The 22,191-nt window shown below is 33.3% G+C and carries 17 protein-coding genes and 1 pseudogene; 7 read left to right on the forward strand and 11 right to left on the reverse strand.

The genetic code is table 11. The features are described 5' to 3' along the window. Positions 1–122 precede the first annotated feature (122 nt). Together sasA and NSS86_RS12300 are read right to left on the reverse strand one after the other, a co-directional pair. Positions 123–6,938, reverse strand: coding sequence for a serine-rich repeat glycoprotein adhesin SasA (sasA, locus tag NSS86_RS12295; RefSeq protein ID WP_000044547.1), 6,816 nt, complete (start codon positions 6,936–6,938; stop codon positions 123–125). A gap of 543 nt (positions 6,939–7,481) precedes the next feature. Beyond that, positions 7,482–8,174 (reverse strand): flavin reductase family protein, encoded by a 693-nt coding sequence (locus NSS86_RS12300; protein WP_001109873.1) that lies wholly within the window; start codon positions 8,172–8,174, stop codon positions 7,482–7,484. 235 nt (positions 8,175–8,409) lie between these two features. On the opposite strand from NSS86_RS12300, the pseudogene NSS86_RS12305 reads away from it, so the two are divergent. The 3 genes and pseudogenes from NSS86_RS12305 to NSS86_RS12315 form a co-directional block, all read left to right on the forward strand. Further along, positions 8,410–8,868, forward strand: a pseudogene (locus NSS86_RS12305) (hypothetical protein); the annotation flags it as partial. Beyond that, the gene (locus NSS86_RS12310) at positions 8,855–9,157 is read left to right on the forward strand and encodes a hypothetical protein (protein ID WP_001260044.1); all 303 of its coding nucleotides are present in this window, start codon (positions 8,855–8,857) and stop codon (positions 9,155–9,157) included. The pseudogene NSS86_RS12305 and the gene NSS86_RS12310, both read left to right, overlap by 14 nt. Before the next feature lie 153 nt (positions 9,158–9,310). Continuing rightward, positions 9,311–9,670, forward strand: a complete 360-nt coding sequence (locus NSS86_RS12315) for a hypothetical protein (RefSeq protein ID WP_000603479.1) — start codon at positions 9,311–9,313, stop codon at positions 9,668–9,670. 84 nt (positions 9,671–9,754) lie between these two features. Here NSS86_RS12315 and NSS86_RS12320 read toward each other — a convergent pair whose 3' ends face one another. The 7 genes from NSS86_RS12320 to icaR all read right to left on the reverse strand — a co-directional run bounded on the left by NSS86_RS12320 (position 9,755) and on the right by icaR (position 15,203). Then, on the reverse strand, positions 9,755–10,366 hold the full coding sequence (locus NSS86_RS12320) for a flavin reductase family protein (protein ID WP_000287924.1): 612 nt from the start codon (positions 10,364–10,366) through the stop codon (positions 9,755–9,757). 78 nt (positions 10,367–10,444) lie between these two features. Then, positions 10,445–10,921 carry a peptide-methionine (S)-S-oxide reductase gene (locus NSS86_RS12325; RefSeq protein WP_000261962.1) on the reverse strand — a complete coding sequence of 159 codons (477 nt, stop codon included), beginning with the start codon at positions 10,919–10,921 and terminating at the stop codon, positions 10,445–10,447. A gap of 2 nt (positions 10,922–10,923) precedes the next feature. Next, positions 10,924–11,424, reverse strand: a complete 501-nt coding sequence (locus NSS86_RS12330) for a GNAT family N-acetyltransferase (RefSeq protein WP_000244277.1) — start codon at positions 11,422–11,424, stop codon at positions 10,924–10,926. Between the two features lie 234 nt (positions 11,425–11,658). Continuing rightward, positions 11,659–12,426 (reverse strand): tyrosine-protein phosphatase, encoded by a 768-nt coding sequence (locus NSS86_RS12335; protein WP_000565310.1) that lies wholly within the window; start codon positions 12,424–12,426, stop codon positions 11,659–11,661. Beyond that, positions 12,423–13,115 (reverse strand): polysaccharide biosynthesis tyrosine autokinase, encoded by a 693-nt coding sequence (locus NSS86_RS12340; RefSeq protein ID WP_000185863.1) that lies wholly within the window; start codon positions 13,113–13,115, stop codon positions 12,423–12,425. The genes NSS86_RS12335 and NSS86_RS12340 overlap by 4 nt, the downstream gene beginning before the upstream one ends. 16 nt (positions 13,116–13,131) lie before the next feature. Continuing rightward, a complete protein-coding gene (locus NSS86_RS12345; protein ID WP_000659683.1) occupies positions 13,132–13,794 on the reverse strand; it encodes a YveK family protein in 663 nt (220 codons plus the stop codon). Positions 13,795–14,642: 848 nt separating this feature from the next. After that, the gene (gene icaR, locus NSS86_RS12350; RefSeq protein ID WP_000653261.1) at positions 14,643–15,203 is read right to left on the reverse strand and encodes an ica operon transcriptional regulator IcaR; all 561 of its coding nucleotides are present in this window, start codon (positions 15,201–15,203) and stop codon (positions 14,643–14,645) included. 163 nt (positions 15,204–15,366) lie between these two features. On the opposite strand from icaR, the gene icaA reads away from it, so the two are divergent. Genes icaA through icaC form a run of 4 tightly spaced genes read left to right on the forward strand, consistent with a single transcriptional unit; the run spans position 15,367 to position 18,782 of the window. After that, complete coding sequence (gene icaA / locus NSS86_RS12355; RefSeq protein WP_001159430.1) at positions 15,367–16,605, forward strand: poly-beta-1,6 N-acetyl-D-glucosamine synthase IcaA; 1,239 nt, start codon at positions 15,367–15,369, stop codon at positions 16,603–16,605. Beyond that, a complete protein-coding gene (icaD, locus tag NSS86_RS12360; RefSeq protein ID WP_000240580.1) occupies positions 16,569–16,874 on the forward strand; it encodes an intracellular adhesion protein IcaD in 306 nt (101 codons plus the stop codon). Before icaA ends, icaD begins: the two co-directional genes overlap by 37 nt. Next, positions 16,871–17,743 (forward strand): intercellular adhesin biosynthesis polysaccharide N-deacetylase, encoded by an 873-nt coding sequence (icaB, locus tag NSS86_RS12365; RefSeq protein WP_000877369.1) that lies wholly within the window; start codon positions 16,871–16,873, stop codon positions 17,741–17,743. Before icaD ends, icaB begins: the two co-directional genes overlap by 4 nt. Next, complete coding sequence (icaC, locus tag NSS86_RS12370) at positions 17,730–18,782, forward strand: polysaccharide intercellular adhesin biosynthesis/export protein IcaC (RefSeq protein WP_000723836.1); 1,053 nt, start codon at positions 17,730–17,732, stop codon at positions 18,780–18,782. The genes icaB and icaC overlap by 14 nt, the downstream gene beginning before the upstream one ends. A 334-nt stretch (positions 18,783–19,116) precedes the next feature. On the opposite strand, the gene lip1 is transcribed toward icaC, so the two are convergent. Beyond that, positions 19,117–21,159 (reverse strand): YSIRK domain-containing triacylglycerol lipase Lip1, encoded by a 2,043-nt coding sequence (gene lip1 / locus NSS86_RS12375; protein WP_000842040.1) that lies wholly within the window; start codon positions 21,157–21,159, stop codon positions 19,117–19,119. A 720-nt stretch (positions 21,160–21,879) separates the two neighbouring features. After that, positions 21,880–22,059, reverse strand: coding sequence for a hypothetical protein (locus NSS86_RS12380; protein ID WP_000837587.1), 180 nt, complete (start codon positions 22,057–22,059; stop codon positions 21,880–21,882). Between the last annotated feature and the right edge of the window lie 132 nt (positions 22,060–22,191).

The following is a 22,191-nucleotide window of genomic DNA, read 5'->3' on the forward strand; positions in this document are numbered from 1 at the left end:
CTCTTTTATATCAAAAACATTAAAAAGACTAAGGGTTCATCACTAATTATTAAAATCCTATATCGATTTTTCTAGTGATTGGTGCCTCAGTCTTTTTAATTTTAGCCAGCTATAAATTCAATTTATGCTTGAGAATCATCTTGATCATTTTCATCTTTCTTTTTCTTTCTCTTCATTAAACCTAAACCAACTAATAATGTCATAACGCCACCTAGTAATCCATTTTGTTTTATTGAGTCACCTGTATCTGGCAATCTTTTTTCACTTTGTGCAGGCGTGCCATTATGTTTAGTCACTTCAGATGTTGCACTTAATGTAGACTGAGATTCACTCGTGCTCGTTGTTGCTTCACTTGATAAGCGAGATGTGCTCGTGCTGTGAGTATGATGCATACTCATTGAGTCTGACGGATGCATTGAGTTAGATTCAGATGTACTTGTTGAGCCGGACATACTTGTTGATGTTGAGTCAGAAATGCTTTGTGAACCAGACATAGATGTACTCAGCGATTCGGATGTGCTTGTCGAATCGGATGTGCTCAATGACGTTGATGTGCTTGTTGACACTGATTCTGAGTCGCTAATTGATGTTGAGTCGGATTTGTCTTGTGACATTGAAACACTTGTTGAATCGGATTCACTCATTGATGTTGAGTCAGATACGCTCGTTGAACCTGAACCAGACGTACTTAATGATTCAGATATGCTTGTTGAAGTTGAACCACTTGTTGAGTCCGATGTACTTGTCGATGTCGAGTCTGAATCTGATGTACTCAATGATTCTGAGTCACTGATAGAAGTTGAATCACTTGTAGATTCTGATTCTACTGTACTTTGTGAACCACTGATACTTATTGAAGTAGAATCACTGATACTGTCTGATGTTGATAATGATGTCGACACCGATGTGCTTTGTGATGACGATGTACTAGCACTCATTGACATTGATGTTGATATCGATGTACTTAAGGAACCAGATGCACTTGTACTTGTTGACTGGCTTTGTGACATTGAATCACTTAATGATGTAGATGTGCTTGTTGAGCTCGAGTCACTTACACTTGTTGAACCTGATATTGAGTCACTTAAACTTGTCGATGTTGAAACTGATACGCTTCCGCTCATTGAGTCAGATGTTGAAAGTGATGTACTCGTTGAATTTGATCCACTGATGTTAGACGAATCACTTGTAGACATTGAGTCGCTTTCTGATGCACTGATGCTCATAGAGTCAAATTGACTATTACTTGTTGAGCTTGACTGCGAATCGCTCACACTTGTTGACGTTGATTCTGATCCACTCATACTTTGCGAGCTACTCAATGATTTTGAATCACTTAATGAATCCGAAGTGCTAAGACTTGTGGAACCACTTAAAGATATTGATCCACTTAATGAGTCGGAGTCACTTGTACTAGTAGAATCACTCATTGATATTGAATCACTTAGCGAGGTAGACTCGCTTACGCTTTCTGAACCACTTAATGATGTTGAGGTACTCAATGAACCAGATGTACTTGTTGAAGTCGAACCACTTGTTGATTTTGAATCACTTAATGAATCAGATTCACTCACGCTTTCTGAACTTCTTAGTGACGTCGATACACTTAATGATGACGAATCGCTTGTGCTTACTGAATCGCTCATCGATTGTGAGCCACTCAATGAACTTGACTCGCTTACACTTTCTGATTTTCTTAATGACGTTGAGACGCTCAATGAGCCAGAATCACTGACACTTGTTGAGCCACTCATCGATTTAGAGTCACTTTCAGAATTAGATTCACTTACACTTTCTGAATCATTTACAGATTCTGACATACTTTGTGAATCAGATATGCTTGCGCTCATTACTTCACTAGCCGATGTTGATGTACTTGTCGAATCACTTAACGATATAGATACACTCATCGAACCAGATGTACTCGCACTTGTTGAGTCTGATGTTGAATCACTCACACTATCAGATAATGACGTTGAATCACTCATACTTGTTGATGTACTTGTTGAAAGCGACATACTTTGTGAATCACTAGTACTTGTACGCATCGAAGTACTAGTTGAAGCTGATGTACTACGAGAGTCACTTGTTGATGTTGATGTACTTGCTGATCCTGATGCACTTGTACTTCTTGATGTGCTTTGTGAATCGCTTAATGATGTTGATGTTGAATCGGATTCACTTGTACTTTCTGATGTTGAGCCAGATTCTGATGTACTTACCGATGTTGATAAACTTGCAATGGTCGACATGCGGTTTGAAGTTGATGTACTTAGCGAATCACTTAATGATGCTGATGTGCTTTGTGAATCGGATTCACTGCTTTGCATTGACGCAGATGTTGAATCACTTAAAGATGTTGACGACGAATCGGATTCACTTGCGCTTGCTGAGTTACTGAGCGATGTTGACGTACTTGCTGATCCTGAGTTACTTGTACTTGTTGAGTCACTGAGTGATGTTGACGCACTTTCTGATGTTGATTCACTTGCACTTGTTGAGATACTTTGTGAATCAGATTCACTCTCTGAACCACTTAATGATGCTGATGTGCTTGTTGAACCTGATTGGCTCGTACTTTTAGATATACTTGTTGAATCGCTTAGTGACGTTGATGTCGATGTTGATTCACTTTGGCTTGTTGACTGACTTGTATATGTTGATGTGCTTTGTGAATCGGATTCGCTCGTGCTTGTACTTGTTGAGTTTGAGGCACTTTGGCTTGCTGAGTTTGAGTCTACTCCGCTTTGATTCATTGATGCACTTAGTGACAATGACGTACTCGTTGAGTCAGACAAACTTGTACTCGTTGACGTACTTGTACTTCCTGATGTTGATTGAGACATACTTATGCTCATTGATGTTGAATCGGATTTACTTTCACTTGATGATGTTGAGTCGGATTCACTTTCACTTGTAGAACCACTTAATGATGTAGATGTACTAATGGAATCAGATTTACTTGTACTGATTGAATCACTTGTCGACATTGATGTACTTAATGAATCAGACTTACTATCACTTGTGGAATCACTTAATGATGTTGACAAACTTGTAGAGTTAGACAAACTTGTACTCGTTGACATACTCAGTGATGTTGAAACACTCTCGCTCTTAAACGTTGACGTTGATTCACTGATACTTGTCGATGTTGAAATGGACGCACTACCACTTGTTGAATTACTTAATGATGTTGATGTGCTACCAGATTCTGATGTACTGTCTGATAATGACGTACTCTCACTTGTCGAACTACTCACTGACTCTGATGTTGATTCAGACGTACTTTCACTTAATGATTCACTTAAAAAGGCAGATGCACTTTGTGATTCTGAATCGCTAGTACTATTTGATTCACTTAATGATATAGACGTGCTCTCTGAAGCAGATATTGCTTCACTTATAGAATCGCTCGTTGACGTTGATTCACTTATTGAATCAGACTCTGATGTACTTAAGCTTGTGGAATCACTCACAGATGTTGATGTACGTTCTGAATTACTTGTACTTAACGATGTCGAAGTACTTACCGAACCAGATGTGCTCGTAGAAGCACTTTGTGATATTGATTCACTTGATGCAGTTGATGCTGATTTGCTATCACTCGTTGAATCACTAAACGACGTTGATATGCTCATTGAATCGGATTGACTTGCACTCATTGAACCAGACGTACTTTGCGATTCCGAAGTACGTACTGAAGCACTTGTCGACGTTGATGTACTTGTTGAACCTGATTGACTAGTACTTAGTGATAATGACTTACTATCAGAATCAGATGTACTTTGTGAATCACTTAATGATTCTGATGTACTACCTGACTGAGACGTGCTCATTGAACTACTTACAGACATTGATTTACTGTCTGATGCAGATAATGACCCACTTGTACTGATAGAGTCACTTACTATCTCTGAAGTACTCATCGAGTCTGATGTACTTGTTGAGACACTTTGTGATGCTGCTATGCTTAGTGATCCAGAAACAGAACCACTTGTGCTCGTCGAATCGCTCAATGATTCTGATGTACTCATCGATTTTGAATCACTTGTACTTAATGATATTGATGTACTTTGTGAATCTGATTTGCTTGTTGACGCACTTTGAGAGTTGGCTATGCTATTTGAAATACTGATAGAGTCCGAGGTGCTAGCTGACTCGCTCAATGATGTTGATGTACTAATTGCATTCGATGTACTGTCACTTAATGATGCTGATGTACTAGACGACCCTGATATACTCGTTGATAAGCTTTGTGACTTAGACAAGCTTCCTGATGTACTCATACTTAATGAGTCACTGAGTGATGTTGATGTACGCAATGAATCAGATGTACTTGTTGATAGACTTTCGGATTTTTCAGTACTGTTAGAGTTCGAAATCGAATCGCTTAATGATGTTGATTTACTAACTGAACCTGACATGCTTGATGATACACTTTGTGAATTCACTAAACTTGTGCTTGTTGAGCTTGATACACTATTACTTTCAGATGTGCTTAATGACTTAGATGCACTCACAGAATCAGATAGGCTTACACTTGTCGATTTCGAGGTACTAGCTGATGTAGATACCACAATCGATCCTGATGTACTCGTTGATGCACTTTGTGAGTCAGCTTTACTTGTTGAGACACTTTGAGATTGTTGTGTACTTCCTGATGTTGATACGGAATCACTCATGCTATTTCTTGTTACTTCATATTTAAAAGTTGTCGTCGTTTTGTTACCGCTCGCATCTGTAGAAACGATTGATATAGTACTTGTACCAATGTTTGTTGGTGTACCACTAATAGTATTATTTGTACTATCAAATGTTAGTCCGGATGGCAATCCAGTCACTGTATTCGTCACCGCATTTCCACTGTTATCTTGCGTAGCAATTTTAATCGGGGATATTGGTGAATACACTTCTGATGATTGATCTCCTATTGGTGTCACTGTTGGTGCTGTCGTATCCACAACATTTATTGTAAAAGTTGTCGTCGATTTGTTATTTGCTTGGTCAGTAGACACAACTGTCACTGTTGATTGACCAATTTTTGTTGGTGTCCCAATGATTGAATTCGTTGCACTATCGTAACTTAATCCGCTTGGTAATCCTGTAACTGTATTTGTCACAGTCCCAGTACCATTATCCGTTGTAGTCAACACAACAGGATTCATTGTTTTACCCACTTCTATGGTTTGATTGCCTACAGTTACAGTTGGTGCTTTTACATCAGTAAAATAATATGTCACTGATTGTCCAGCATTCGTCATTTTTACAGTTTTATTTGTATCATTATAAGTTGACGCATATGAACTATCGACGGACGTGTAGTTATATCCTTTAGCAGTCAATGCAGATTGCTGATTATCGATTGTCACGACTTGATCAACATTTCCTGAATATGTTTTTGGTGGAATAATATCTTTACCTGTTGTTACATCAACGTATCTCACTTGTGTAACAGCAGACTCTGTATATTCGAATGTTCCAAATTGTACTTGTTGTAAATTTGTCGCGCCACCTGTTGAGGCTGTCATTGATAATGAAAAGTTGGTCGTACCACTTTTCGCAATCCAATCTGAAATATTACGTGTCCATGTTTGACCTGCATATTTGACAGTCATAACCTTTGTATCACCATTATAGTTAATATCAAAATCTTGGAACGTGTTATTTGTAGGTTGAACATTTAACTTCGCAGCATTATCAGCTGTTGAACTTGATGTATACGTTGTTGCAACACCATAACTATCTGTTGTTACAAATGCACCAAACGCACCTCCACCAGCTACATTAGATGGGTCAGCATTCGCCTTTGCAGCTGAATTTGGTTTAGATGTATTGTGATACGTATCCAATTTGAAGCCAAATGCGTTACTTAAGCCACCAATACCTACTGCGGCACCGTTTAACCCTGTTTCACCTAATACACCTGGTGAAAAGGCAAAACCGATACCATCTCCACCATTTCCATGCCCTTCATATTTGTTACCTAAATTTACTTTTCCAGAAAAATGAAAACTCTTATTAGAGTCAATACGTGTTCCTAATGTAATAGCACCTTTTTGGCTGTATGCATCCTGTGTTAACGTCACAATACCGGTACTTTGATCATAGGTAGCATTACCTGACGTTGTCATATATTGTTTTAAGTTATCTTTATTAACTGTAATTGTATTAGCAGTTACTGCGGTTGTCGTCGCTGCTGACGCAAATGTTGACATAGCTAAGCGACTGAAAGTTCGAAGTTTTACTGGTGCGGTGCTAGTTGACGTTGTGCTAGTTTTGTTTAAGTTGACCGAAGATGGCGTTGTGCTTTGTGAAGTGTTATTTGATGCAGTACTTTGATTTGTTGATGTATTAATTGGTTGTTCTGTACTTGAAGTTGAAGCTACAGATTTAGTATCAGAACTTGATGTAGTATTCTTTGAGGATGTTGATTCTGATGTAGATGTCAATTTCTCTTGTTGATTGCTTGTACTATTAGTTGTCGAAGTGACCTTTTCAGACTTTTCACTTGAGACTGTGTCACTATTTGATGTTTGTACCGAACTACTATTTTTCGTTACACTTGTGGAATCGGCTGTTGATGTTGATGCTTCGATTGTCGTTGAGTTTTGATTACCTACTGTTTCACTTTGTGTGTTTAATTCAGAAGTTAATGGTGCATCAGAAGCCGCAAAAGCTTGCTGGTCATGCAACATATTTACCGTGAATGCACCACCAATAACCGCCGTAGTTTTCAGTCCGTATCCCGTCATTTTTTTACTAATGCTTTGATTATCTTGACTCACTAAACTATGACTAATAAATGGTAGCCCCATAATTTTGAACATTTCTATTTCTTTAATTCCGGATTTTACCCAATTTTTTCCAGATTTATAAAGTCTTACTCTTGTTTTTTCGTTTGCTAAGCTGTCATGAAATGCTTTCTGTCTTTTACTCATGTAATAACTCCTTGTATTATCTTTACATTCATTAGATTATAATATATGCCACTATTCAATTTAATACAACTCTTTTTTGATACAAAAATACTCATTTTGTTAAAATTTGTAAAAATTCATTTTTATTCGTCTAGATGGAATCGTTTTCATATTTTTAAAATTACTTTTTCTCGTTTATGCGTATAATCTTTTTTATATAAATTTGGCTAATTGGCTTTATGTTTAATCATTATAATTGTTTCGTTTTTAAAATAATTATTGTATTAATATATCTATATCATCCACCTTTTATTTATAAATAGTTAATTTACAACTAAACGATAAATATTATATGCAAAATACATCTTTAATATTAAAGTAATACCAATATTTTTTCAATAAACCTAGTGTAATATATGTGTAATTCTAAAAGATTCTTCTTTAAAAATATAAATACCACGACATATTGCTTTAACATTTTCATTTATAAAGCGAAAAAATGCATCGCTACTAAGTTGAATATTTAGTAACAATGCATTGAATTCACTAAAATGATTAAATTACTTATCTCTTTTCATCTGATTGATTATCGAAATTTCTTCCTTCTAAACCTGCTAACTCTTCTTTAGAAGCTGCAGGTGCTTTCATTTCAAATATCTCATTCACTACTGTGTAATCGTAATATCCTAATCTGGCAATAGGTTTAATCGACTTAATGTCCAATTTACCATTATCAAGAATAACCTTATCGTCAATATGAACTTGGGCAACTCTTCCTATAACAATATCTACGGTAGATACTGGGTCTCCTGTCGGAATACGAATCGTTTGAACGTACTCACATTCAAAATGTACTGGCGATTCTTTGACTCGATAACCTGGTGCTTCTATACATGCTTCTTTCGTCACACCTGCATATTCAAATTCATCCTCTTCAGGTGGTAGTGCCTTCGACGATAAATTAACAGCTTCTCTTAAATCATACGTGGCCATGTTCCATACAAACCACCCTGTCTCTTCTGCATTTTTTACTGTATCTTTACGCTCATGATCACCAAGAACAGATTGATTTGCTGCGAACATAACCATAGGCGGATCCCAAGTTAAGTTTTGATACTGACTATAAGGCGCTAAATTATCTTTCCCATCTTTCGATACAGTAGAAATCCAACCTATTGGACGAGGTACTGTACTACTTTTAAATGGGTCGTGCGGTAAACCATGACTTCTTACACCTTGTTTTGGCGAATAATTCATACTATCTTCACCCCTTATAAGTAATTACATTTAAGGTTACGCCCTCTTTACATAAGCGTCTAATATAAATAAACAATTTATTTATAAGTAGAAACTATATATGACGTGGTTGCTTATAATTTGCGTTCTTGATTCGAAAAATTCAGATAAGGATTTATACAATTAATATTTATGATATCTTTTGTAAATTTAATTAATTATAGTTACTTCAATCATGATTAGTTTATAATAATAAAGTGAAATTGAAAAAGACAGCTATTATGCGATGAGCGAAAAACTTCAAGTAAAACAAGAATTTAACGGCGTTACAAGGCAATACTTGAATTTCAGAACAGATAGTATCGATGATCTGGATAAGTTCAAAAAAGAATTCAAACCTGTTATGCACTTAAAAGGTGATGCATTCAATCAACAGTTACAATCTTTGATTAACAAATATCCACAAATACAAAAAAATATGAAATCAGAGTTCATTGCTTATTATGATAAAGAAAAAAATAGAGAAACAGTAAAAAACTATGCTTGGAACCTTCAAAAATCTATAAATGACATTATGCAATCATATCCTAGCACAAAATTTGTACAGTTTTATAAAGATGATGTTTCCCCGTCAATGGTAGATGGAAATGGCCGTTTAAAATCGGATACTAATGTAATTTCCATCGAGGGAGGAAAGTATGATGAGAACAAATAATCATATAACCGATTTAGATGCTATTGAGTTAAGTAGCGGTTGGAATTACAATTCGAAATTGGTGACTGGCAAAAATGCACTACTATCAGATAGTCTTTTAAGAGATATTAAAGTATTAAGTTCTAATGCTAAAGGCGACGCTGACATACTAGAAACAGAACTTCGTGCTGTAATAAACGCAATGTCTCAAAACGAAGGTAAATCTGTTGATGCACTTAAAAATAGTACCACTTCTCTAAAAAACAATCTAACCAAATTAAAAGAGCAACTCGACAAAACTACACATTAATTTCATACATTTTGAGTGAACAGAATTATATTTCCATAGCAAACATTCCTAAACTACACATACGTTACATAATTGATTCATTTTTATAGAAACGGGTAAAAATGATAAAGTAATCATCTTTCACAAAAATCCAAAGATTGGGAGGAATTAAATATGATTTTGCGTTACGCAACAAATTTAAAACTTGCGAAAGAGCTATACCAAGCCAGTAAACCTAAATTGCAAGAAGATAAGGGTATGATTGAACTGTTTGAACATACTTTTGGCTTGCAAAAAGAACTTGTAAAATACGTCGGCATTGCAGAAGCAACTACTGCTGCTTTATACTCAGCTAGCTTTATCAATAAAAACATTTCTCGCCTTGCATCACTATCAACGATAGGCATTTTAAGTGTAGCTGCTTACAAACATTTCGAAGCTGGCCAAGGTAAAAAAGGTGCACAACATGCATTAGATTTATTAGGTCTTGCTACTTTAAGTTTACTAGATACATTTTCTTGTAATAAAAAATAGTCTTCATTTTAGAAGCACATACTTTAGCACCTGTGTACTTTTGATTCAATCCATAAACGGTACACCGCTATAGCATGTGTTTTATTATTTTTCTGGTCTCTTTATCGTAAATATTCCCCCTAATTTAGCATAATCATTTCCGGCTAAACGAGAAACAGCCTGTAATGCGTGTGGATTGATTTTAAAATCACCCTCATAAATACTGTCATCAATATGATAAGTTACAATTTCACCTATTATTAAATCAGCCCCATCTAATACATCTCCAAGCAATATCATTTGCGATAGTTTACATTCGAATCTCATTTTCGCGTCTTTAATTCCTGGCGTCTTAATCGTTGTAGATGTTAAAAGTGATAATCCTGTACGACTCAACTCACTGTCACCATATGCTAACGGCGCTGCAGTCTCATTAATATCTTGAACATTATCTTCGTCTGTAATATGCACAACAAAGTCTCCAGTCCGTTCTATATTCAAGGCAGTATCTTTTCTCTTACCTCCTGCACGTTGAACTGCAATAGCAACCATTGGCGGATGGTTATTAACAATATTAAAAAAGCTAAATGGTGCTGCATTTACTGATGCATCTTGATTTAATGTTGTAACAAATGCTATAGGTCGTGGAATAATTGAACCAATTAATAATTTATAGTTTTCTCTAGCAGTTAATGATTGTGCATCAAACGTATACATAATACCTACCTCTTTTCTTAGTATATCTAGGTATTTCTCCGATTTTGGTTAATTTAAACATCTATTCTCCTCTGAAAATCACTTGTATTTATTTAGCAAATCTTTTGAAATATGACACATATGCATATCTTCTGGATATTTTTCTAAATGTTGCTGATGTTCTTCAGCACTTTTAATGTAGTTAGACAGCGGTAAGACTTCCACTGCAATTTGATCTCTGTCTTTACGTCGTTCAATGAACTGACGCGCTTCAATTAAGTGGTCATCTACACAACTATATAAACCCGTTCGATACTTTTCTCCAATATCATTTCCTTGTTGATTCACACTGTAAGGATCAATGATTTCAAATAAATAATTCATAATGTCTGTAATTGTTAACATACGATCATCGAAATGAAGTTTGACACATTCAGCATAACCATCATACGGACCGTCTAATTTAGAGCTTCTTCCATTTGCTCTTCCTGCTTCTGTATGTATAATTCCAGGTATTGTTGCAAAAAATGCTTCAACACCCCATAGACACCCTCCTGCTACATAAACAACTACCATATTTACACCTCATCATCCTTTTTTATATTTTTAACAAGGTTATACCATTTAATACCGCCATGACATGATTCTGATACACCTTCATTACGATACCCATATTTTTCATAAAATGAAATTAATGATTCTCGACATGTTAACGTTACACCATGTCGATGATGATTCTTAGCAAGAGTTTCAAAATAGTTTAGTAAGCGACCTGCAATACCCTGACCTTGATAATTTGGTGCTACAACAAGACCTAACACACTAATATAGCCACCTTCACTATTATTTATGGAGACATTTTTAAATAAATCATCGCTAATGTAACGCTCTTTTATGACTGGACCGTTGATGTATCCAATTACTTCATCATTCTTTTCAGCTACAATAAAAGTTTCTTGAATTTGTTCAATTCTCAATTTCAATGCCTCTCGTGTTGCAGCTTCTTCCGGTGAAAAACCAATATTTTCAAGTGCAATAATTTGATCTAAGTCCTGCATGATTACTTTTCTTAATACCATAAAAACACTTCCTTAGCCCTATATATCAAAAGTAATACCTTCATCTTTATATTCATTATTTTCAAACTACCTTCACTATAAAAAACGAGTCTTTTTATTGAAAGCCATTCGCCTTAATCAATTAGACAAGTTGTATTATACGAATTAGTAAATAATCATGATTATAATTCATTTTAAGCATACTCAAAAAGACTGGTACATGTATACCAGTCTAATTCGAAAAAATATATTTAGTTAAAACCATTTCAAAAACGACTTCACTTTTCCTGGCTTAGTCGGTCTGTCTAAATAAACAAAATTATCATTGATTACTGAACTGGCATTTCGAAGTAATGCTTCAATATCATTCGAATATTTCTTCAATTTATGATTGTGAAATAATTCTTGCATCAAAAATGGTCTTTGGTCACATGAATGTGCATCTGAAGCTACAAAATGAGCCAAATTACATTCTATAAATTGTAATGATAACTTTTGAATGTTTTTACCAAATCCACCAACTAAAGAACTCGATGTTAATTGACTCAATGCCCCATTTGCAACCAATTCATATAATATTTCTGGATTTTTGGCGATACTTCTATTTCTTTCAGGATGTGCAATGATTGGTATGTAGCCTCTCGATTGTATTTCAAAAAACAATTGTTTTGTATAATGTGGTACTTCGCCCGTTGGAAATTCAATTAATAAATATTTCGAACGATTAATACCTTGAATACTACCATTATCTAAGCCTTTCAGAATCGAATCTGTAATTCTAATTTCTTGCCCGGGAAATAATTTAATATCCAATGCTTGAACTTCTGGATGCGTTCTTAACTCCGCCAATTTCACAAGCACTTGTTGAAATGTATTATCATATCTCGGATGCAAATGATGAGGTGTCGCTACAATACTTGTTACACCTTCATCCTTAGCTTGCTTTAATAGTGCAATACTCTTTTCAATTGTTTTAGGACCATCATCTATATCAACTAATATATGGTTATGAATATCAATCATGATTCATCAGTCCCATAATATGCATAGTAACTAGCACTTTTATCTTTAGGCATTCTATTTAAGACTACACCTAATAATTTAGCACCTGTTGCTTCAATAAGTTCTTTTCCTTTTTTAACTTCATCTTTATTATTATTTTCCGAATTAACTACGTAGACAACATTGCCGGTAAACTTTGAAAATAATTGCGCATCTGTAACTGTGTTCACTGGTGGCGTATCGATAATGACAAAGTTATAATTCATCAATAATGTGTCATACAAATTTGCAAATGCCCTTGATGTAATTAACTCTGACGGATTCGGTGGGATTGGCCCAGACGTCAAGACGTCTAAATCTTGAATTTCAGTTGAGATAATACTGTCTTGATAAGTTGACCAATTTAGCAATAAACTTGATAGGCCTTCATTGTTTGGCAAATTAAAAATATAATGCTGCGTAGGTTTACGCATATCCCCGTCTACGATTAGTGTTTTATAACCTGCTTGCGCATATGCAACTGCTAAATTTGCTGCAATTGTAGACTTACCTGCGCCTGGTGCCTCTGAAGTGATTACAATGCTTTGAACTGCACTGTCAGGATTTGCAAACATAATATTTGATCTTATGCCTCGAAATTTCTCGCTAATAGGTGACTTTGGTTGTTCATGGACAATTAAACTTGATGTACTTCTTCGTGTATTCGTCATGGTAATTCCTCGTAAATTAAAATTTTTGTATTGAACCTAAAATAGGTAATCCTAGTTGCGATTCAACATCTTCTTCTGTCTTAATACGCTTATCTAATAATTCTTTTAAGAAAATAATCAATATTGCTAAAACAATACCAACAATAATGCTGATCACTAAGTTGACAGATACTATTGGAGATACTTTTACAGCATTATCATGTGCTGAGGAAAGTATCGTAACATTATCAACACTCATAATTTTAGGCATATCATGTGCAAAAACTTTAGATATTCTATTAACAATTTTGTCAGATTCAGATTTATTCCCAGTTGTAACTGATACAGTAATAATCTGAGAGTTTGTTTGATTGGTTACTTTTAAAAACGAATTCAACTCAGCTGTTGAATACTGACCATCAAACTCTCTAGATACTTTATCTAGAATTCTTGGACTTTTGATAATTTCCGTATATGTATTAACAGACTGCAAACTACTTTGAACATTTTGGAAAGCTAAATCACTTGAGGACTTTTTCATGTTCACTAGTATTTGAGTAGAAGCAGTATATTTGTCAGGCATAACAAAGAAGGTTAATGCCGTACTTACTACAAGACATATTGCCGGTAAAATAAGCAATAATTTAATATTCTTCTTTAGAATATTTAATAGTTTTACTAAATCAAACTTTTCTTTCATGGTTTCCTCCACATAATCAATCATTGTATTCATTATGTATGTTTTATAAATCGGACAATTATATCTAGTTTAACGACCACAAAACATACACAACTACATTTTCTCTAATTATTTATATAAATATTTTATCGTTTAAAATTATATCATGATTCTCTACCGTTATGTATAACTTATTTATATTTTTGTACAAGATATAATATTGTCCAACTTCAAATATCCAAACCTATTAATAATAAAACTAGATACCATCGTACTCTATCATGGCTTTCTTATAATCGAGTAGAAGCATCATCATTACTTGATTATTTGCTCTTTACAACACCGAGCGTGCCCGTACTCGGTAATTCAATACCTTGCCTAACCCGTCACTGTGAGTTGGGTTAATGATAATAAAGCCCACACCTTTTAAAAAGATGTGGGTAATTTATATAATTTTTATTTACATTTTTAACTTATAAAAAAAAGCGCCTATGTCATGATTTACCATCACATAGGCGCTTATCAATAAATTATTACTTATTACTTTCCATTTCATCTAATTTATGCGGATTTCCTGTAATTAGATGACAACTTATTCTTTTCAGGGGAACATTACACTTTTATAATATGTTCAAAGACAAACTTAACCATTCACAAATATAAAGAATAATATTATCAAATCATTGAACAAATCGTATTTTGCAACAATTGATATTTATATTAATGTATTGCATTTAATTTATAAAATTCATATACATCTTAATATTCTCAATATCGATTTGTATTGTCAACTTTATATAGATTTAAAAAAATAATCTCATGTCTTTTTTTACAAAAGTAAGTTAATTATTACAAACTAGTAACAAAAATTATTTCTTCAAAAATATATTTAGTAGCGAATACACTTCATCTTTGAATTGACTTTTACTTTCTTCCACTGCTCCAAATTTTTGCGAAAAGGATGCTTTCAAATACCAACTTTCAAGAAACAGCAATATTAAATTCTGAAAGTCTTCTTTTGTCATCTTTATCTTTGATTCATCATAGAATTTTGCTATCTCTTTACTTAATGATTGATTTAAATCTTGTATTTGTCCGTAAATATTTCCAGAAAATTCCTCAGGCGTATTAGATAATTGAACGTACATTCTAATATACCTTTCTTCGATGTCGAAAATAAACTCAAATAAGAATTGATATAAAGCATCAATTGAATAGTTCGATTTATTTTGATTCATCATAATAATATTATTAAGGTAATCAAAACAGCATTTAACACTTTGTTCGTAAATACTTTTTTTCGAGTCAAAATGGTAATATAAACTCGCTTTCTTTATATTTACACTTTTAGCTATATCATCAAGTGTTGTACCGTCATACCCCTTCTCTGAAAATAAGGTTATTGCGTTATCAATAATCTTATCCTTCAATTTTTATAACCCCCTACTGAAAATTAATCACACTATGTTACAGGAAAATTAAGTTGCAATTACAAATATTTCCGTTTAATTATAACAACAATCTATTGCAAATTAAAATACTATCAATTACCATATGGCTTACAACCTAACTAACGAAAGGTAGGTAAAGAAATTGCAATTTTTTAACTTTTTGCTTTTTTATCCTGTATTTATGTCTATTTACTGGATTGTCGGTTCAATTTATTTCTATTTTACCAGAGAAATTAGATATTCATTGAACAAGAAGCCTGACATAAATGTGGATGAATTAGAAGGCATTACATTTTTACTTGCCTGTTATAACGAAAGTGAAACGATTGAAGATACGTTGTCTAATGTTCTTGCACTCAAATACGAGAAGAAAGAAATTATTATCATTAATGATGGAAGTTCAGATAATACAGCAGAACTCATCTATAAAATCAAAGAAAATAATGACTTTATTTTCGTCGATTTACAAGAAAACAGAGGTAAAGCCAACGCACTCAATCAAGGCATTAAACAGGCTTCATATGATTATGTAATGTGCTTGGATGCAGATACTATCGTTGATCAAGATGCACCATATTATATGATTGAGAATTTCAAACATGATCCAAAACTTGGTGCAGTTACAGGTAATCCTAGAATTCGAAATAAGAGTTCTATTTTAGGTAAAATTCAAACGATAGAATATGCAAGTTTAATTGGCTGTATTAAGCGAAGTCAGACACTTGCTGGCGCAGTCAATACTATTTCGGGTGTCTTCACTCTATTTAAAAAAAGTGCAGTTGTCGACGTTGGCTACTGGGATACTGATATGATTACCGAAGATATTGCAGTTTCTTGGAAATTGCATTTACGTGGATATCGTATTAAGTATGAACCGCTTGCCATGTGTTGGATGTTGGTTCCAGAAACATTGGGAGGTCTTTGGAAGCAACGCGTGAGATGGGCTCAAGGGGGACACGAAGTATTACTACGAGACTTTTTTAGCACAATGAAAACGAAAAGGTTTCCTTTATATATTTTGATGTTTGAGCAAATCATCTCAATTTTATGGGTATATATAGTGCTTCTATATTTAGGCTATTTGTTCATAACAGCAAACTTCTTAGACTATACATTTATGACATATAGTTTTTCAATATTTCTACTATCATCATTTACTATGACTTTTATAAACGTTATTCAATTTACAGTCGCACTCTTTATTGATAGTCGCTACGAGAAAAAGAATATGGCTGGACTCATATTTGTAAGTTGGTATCCGACAGTATACTGGATTATTAACGCAGCAGTAGTTCTTGTCGCATTTCCAAAAGCATTAAAACGTAAGAAAGGTGGTTACGCAACATGGTCAAGCCCAGACAGAGGGAATACCCAACGCTAAAATCATCGCTAAATATTGTAAGAGAAACAGCACTTATCGCTATATCGTGTGTCTTTTGGATATATTGTTTAGTTGTTCTACTCGTTTATATTGGTACTATATTTGAAATTCATGACGAAAGTATCAATACAATACGTGTTGCTTTAAACATTGAAAATACTGAAATTTTAGATATATTTGAAACTATGGGCATTTTCGCGATTATCATTTTTGTATTTTTTACAATTAGCATATTGATTCAAAAATGGCAGAGAGGAAGAGAATCGTGAAGTATAGAAAATTAATAATTTTAGTGTTGAGTATCTTGATCATATTGCCTGTAAGCACACTGGATGGTCATCATATTGCAAATGCAGATGACGATTCACCTAAAAAACTGAAATATAAAGAAAATAGTGCTCTGGCATTAAATTATCACCGTGTAAGAAAAGCGAATTTTCTGAATAATTTTATTTACTTCTTTTCTAGTAGTAAAGAAATTAAAAATTATAGTGTTAGTCAATCACAATTTGAATCTCAAATAAAATGGCTAAAATCACATGATGCTAAATTTTTAACCTTGAAAGAATTTTTATATTACAAGAAAAAAGGTAAGTTTCCAAAACGAAGTGTATGGATTAACTTTGATGATATGGATGAAACTATTTATGAAAATGCTTATCCAATCTTAAAAAAATATAAAATACCGGCAACTGGGTTTATTATCACAGGTCATGTTGGGGAAGAAAACTTTCACAACCTCGATATGATTAGTAAAAAAGAACTAAAAGAAATGTATAAAACTGGGTTATGGGAATTTGAAACACATACCCACGATTTGCATAACTTATCTAAAAATAATAAGTCAAAATTAATGAAAGCTTCTGAAGCTACAATCATAAAAGATTTAAACAAAAGTGAAAAATATCTAACTAAAAACTTTAAAAAGTCGCAGAAAACTATAGCCTATCCTTATGGCTTGATGAATGACGATAAATTACCGGTAATCAAAAAAGCTGGGTTAAAATACGGTTTTTCATTAGAGGAAAAAGCAGTCACTCCGAACTCCAATGATTATTACATCCCTAGAATATTAATTAGTGATGATGCTTTTGAGCATTTAATTAAGAGATGGGACGGATTCCATGAAAAAGATTAGACTTGAACTCGTATATTTACGTGCTATTATATGTGCAATTATTATTATCACACATTTACTTACACAAATTACTTTAAAACATGAAAATATGGAGGGAGGATCCTTAGTATTACAATTTTACATTCGTAATATTGTGATTTTTGGTACACCTTGCTTTATTATCTTGTCACAGTTACTGACAACCTTGAATTACCAAAAAGTCACCTATAGATACTTAACTACACGCGTAAAATATATACTTATTCCTTACATATTAATGGGATTGTTTTACAGTTATAGTGAATCATTATTAACAGATTCAAGTTTCAATAAACAATTCATTGAAAATGTCCTATTAGGTCAATGGTATGGCTATTTTATCGTTGTTATCATGCAATTCTTTATTTTGAGTTATATCATTTTTAAAATTAACTATAACCTATTCAACAGTAAAATATTATTATTGTTATCTTTTATTTTACAGCAATCATTTTTATATTACTTTACGAACAACACAGCGTTTCACGATACCGTGCTACACTATTATCCATTAAGTGAAAACACTATAATATTCGGATGGATTTTTTATTTCTTTTTAGGTGCATATATGGGTTATAACTACGAACGTGTATTAAATTTCTTAGAACGTTATTTAGTTATTATGATTGTATTAGCTGTAGCTACTTATTTTGTGTTTATTGCGTTAGCAAATGGAGACTATTGGAACGTTACCAGCTTTTCATATTCATTAACACCATATAATAGTATTATGTTTATTGTTATCTTGGGTATTTGCACGCATTTTAAAACAATGTTATTTAATACGATTCAAATGATTAGTGCTTTCTCATTCTTTATTTATTTATTACATCCAATCATTCTAGACTCATTGTTTGCATATACAAATATATTTGAGGATAATACAATGGTCTTTCTAGCGATATCACTACTATTCATTTTAGGGTTATGTATAGGTGTCGGTATGATATTGCGTGAATTCTATATCTTTAGGTTTATTATTGGAAAACAACCATATAAATTGAACATTAATGCTTATTAATTATTAAGCTATATTAAAAACACGCGGTGGGCGAAATCAGTTTGAATTGACTGACTTCGTTTTACCGCGTGTTTAATAATGTTATACATATATTCTAATTGCACATTTAAACTTCGTAAATGCCAATGGGAGTGGGACAGAAATGATATTTTCGCAAAATTTATTTCGTCGTCCCACCCCAACTTGCATTGTTTGTAGAATTTCTTTTCGAAATTCTTTTTGTTGGGGCCCCGCCAAGATATTACTTGAATAATTCTTTTAGAATTCTAAATAATGATCCGATTAATTGAAAGAAGTCTGCTGTCATTGTATATACCTCCCTTTACTTTATAAATTATGCTTGCTTAGTATCAGTCACCTTTTCAGTTTTCACTAAATCGTCTGCTAAATGATGCCAAAAATCTTGTAATTCTTCTCTTGTGCGCACTGTATCAGAACTGTCTTGTCCTACAAAGTCAACATGATCCCAATCATGTTTTGTAGGCGTCACTTGCCAAATGCCTTTTTGAATTTTATCCGTCGCATTTGTATAAGCTTGATTAAATGGATGTTGAGAAGAAATAACGGATACTAAACCATCGTTTTCTCGCCATTCTTTTTCAGTTGCTTTACCGATTAAGTTACCAGTAATCACAAATGGGAAAAACATATTTAAGTCTGCTTTTTGTCTATCGCTATTTAATGCTTTGTGCGTTGCTTCACCAGTGTATGTTTTATACACAATGTTAGGGTTCAACGACGTTTTACGATTTAAATCTGTTGCACCCTCACGCGTCAGATCGTAAAATCCATTATCTTTTGATTTCCATAAATTAGATTGTTTAACGCGTTTGACATAATCAATATATGATTCATTTGGCTTCTGTTTTAGACCCCATTGAGCCAACCCGAAGTCTACTCTTGAATTTTTATTACCAAACATTTTACCGATATCAAATACGATTTGTCTCACTAAAGCTTCATTACCAGCTAAATCTGATGCGTGTGTACCATTATGTGGTGTTCCTAAAGTAGTAATTGATGAAATCATGTTGTCATTATTACCTTTGAATAGTGGAGAAATTTCGCCACCATGTTTCTTTTGATACTCTATTTCTTCACGATTACCATTACGCAGTAATTCTTCTAGTTGACGTATCGTTTGACCGCCCATACTATGTCCAACTAGGTGTACCTTCTGTCCTGGTTTCCAGTCTTTGTAAATTCCTTCGTATGTTTTTCCATAACGTTCATGTCCATATTTTGCTGCATGTGCTGCACCATAATCTACACGACCGCCTTTGATATAATAATAAAGTTCAACTGCGCGGTCATAGTTACTTCCAAAAGCACTTATACTTGCTTCATAAGCTTTGTAACCATTTTCTTCTAAATCTTGGCGAATGTTCATTTTATTACCGCCCCAATAATGAGCTAACACTGAAGGATTAATATCATCTGTAAACCCATTGAAACCATGCACTAAAACGATAGGATCTTGATTTTTATACTGCCCTTGTTTGGCAACTTTATTCGTTTGATCATCTTTCGCTTTTGCAGTAAGTTCCTTTGTCCCCTTATTCGGTAACGTGGCTACTGCACTACTTTTTAATAAATTTAATCCATTTTTCTTGTCATTGTCTTTTGTTGGTTCTACTGGTGATTTTTGATTGTTTTTTAAATCTGAAACTGATAGTGTTTTTTCGTCTTTTTGAGGTTTCACTTCTTGTTCATTGTTAAAATTGTGGTTAGTAATTTTATCATTCGCTTGATTATTTTGTTGTGGTTGTACTTTCTCTATTTCTGTCTCATTAACAATTTCTCGTTGACTTGTTTGATCTGACTTATTTAATGATGGTGCTTCTTTTGTTAAACTTTGTGAAGGTAGATTGTTATTAGCGTTTGAATCTTGACTATTATCTACCTCTTTTGACTGTTGCTGTGACGCCACTTTACTTTGTTTGCCATCATTAATAGCCTGTTCTAACCCTTGATTTACATCGCTAGGATTAGCATTGTTATTTTTTGTTGTATCACGTTGAATATTTTTATTATTAAGCGATGAATTTTTATCATCCTTTAGTTGATCTTTATTCAAATCATCTGTTTTACGATGATTTTCTTCTGATATTGTTTTATCATTATGCAAGTTCTTAGTTAAATTTTCAGTATGTTGCTGTTCGTCAACACCGTTTTCACGTTGATAATTAGCATTTTCCCTAGTTTGTTGATCCCCAATAGATTGTGCTGTAACTGTATCCTCCTGTGAATTTCCCATATTCACTTGCTTCTCAGCTGCTTGTGCTTGTCCACCACTTAAAAATAGTAATGTAGCTATTAAAATGGAAGATGCACCTACACTAAATTTACGAATACTATACTTATTTTGACTTTTCATCATTGTCAGCACCTCTATTTTTTTAGTTTAGATAAACAAATTGATAATTATTCGAGGAATAAACTCAAATAATTTACTTAACCAAGCACTCATAATGACCATCCTTTCTATTGTTTAATTTGACGAGAAAGCGTTTACATTTGTATTTAAAAAATATATTCTCCAAAGAGAATTTAAAGTGTATACGCTAATCATTTCAAATTATTAATTAATATTATATTTGGCAAAATTTAATTAGTCAATAATTAGACACAATTTAATTATGCAAATTGTAACTTTTTTACATATATCTTTTGTGATTTTTAATATTTACATGCTTGGGTCTTGATTCCAATGATGTATTATTTTTTTAGATTAGCTGTATGGAGAGATTTATGAGCTATTACAGTTATTATGTTTGCTGGTGTCGTATTTTAAACCTAAAAATATCATCCCATCCACAATGATTGTATCAGGATAAACCGTAATACTTGTTCCTACATTAAATATATACAGTTAATTTTCTTCCCTCAAAGTAAGTATCCTACTATTTTTAATTTATTGTTTAATTACTCTTGAACTACCTTTAACTTAATCTCGAATTTATGATGATTAGCATAAAAATACACCCCATAAAGTTAGTTTTTTAGTCTAACTTTCGGGATGCACATCTTAGTTCTAATGGAGATTGTCTTTTAAATAGGCTATGACATTTCTATTTCAGGCTAGATATATTTGTATTTATAGTATAAATACAAAGAATGTAAAGACAACTATGATATTAATAGGTAGTAACGACAAACATAACTCTTTAGCTTTTTCGCCATTTTTTCCCATCATAACTTCATTATATCGATTCATATACTTTTCGACATCTTTAACAGTGACATCTATTCCTGAGTTGCTCAATTTACTTTTCATAATTATTTTTGATTTCGTATTGTGATTATCCACTACTTATCTATAACGAGTTCGCAACTTTAGTACCATCACAGCATTCATAGTTAAAATATGTTGGTGTCGTATTTTAAACTTGAAAATGTCACGTTTTCC

The organism is Staphylococcus sp. FSL W8-0056 (genome assembly GCF_037963075.1).
Lineage (GTDB): Bacteria > Bacillota > Bacilli > Staphylococcales > Staphylococcaceae > Staphylococcus > Staphylococcus aureus.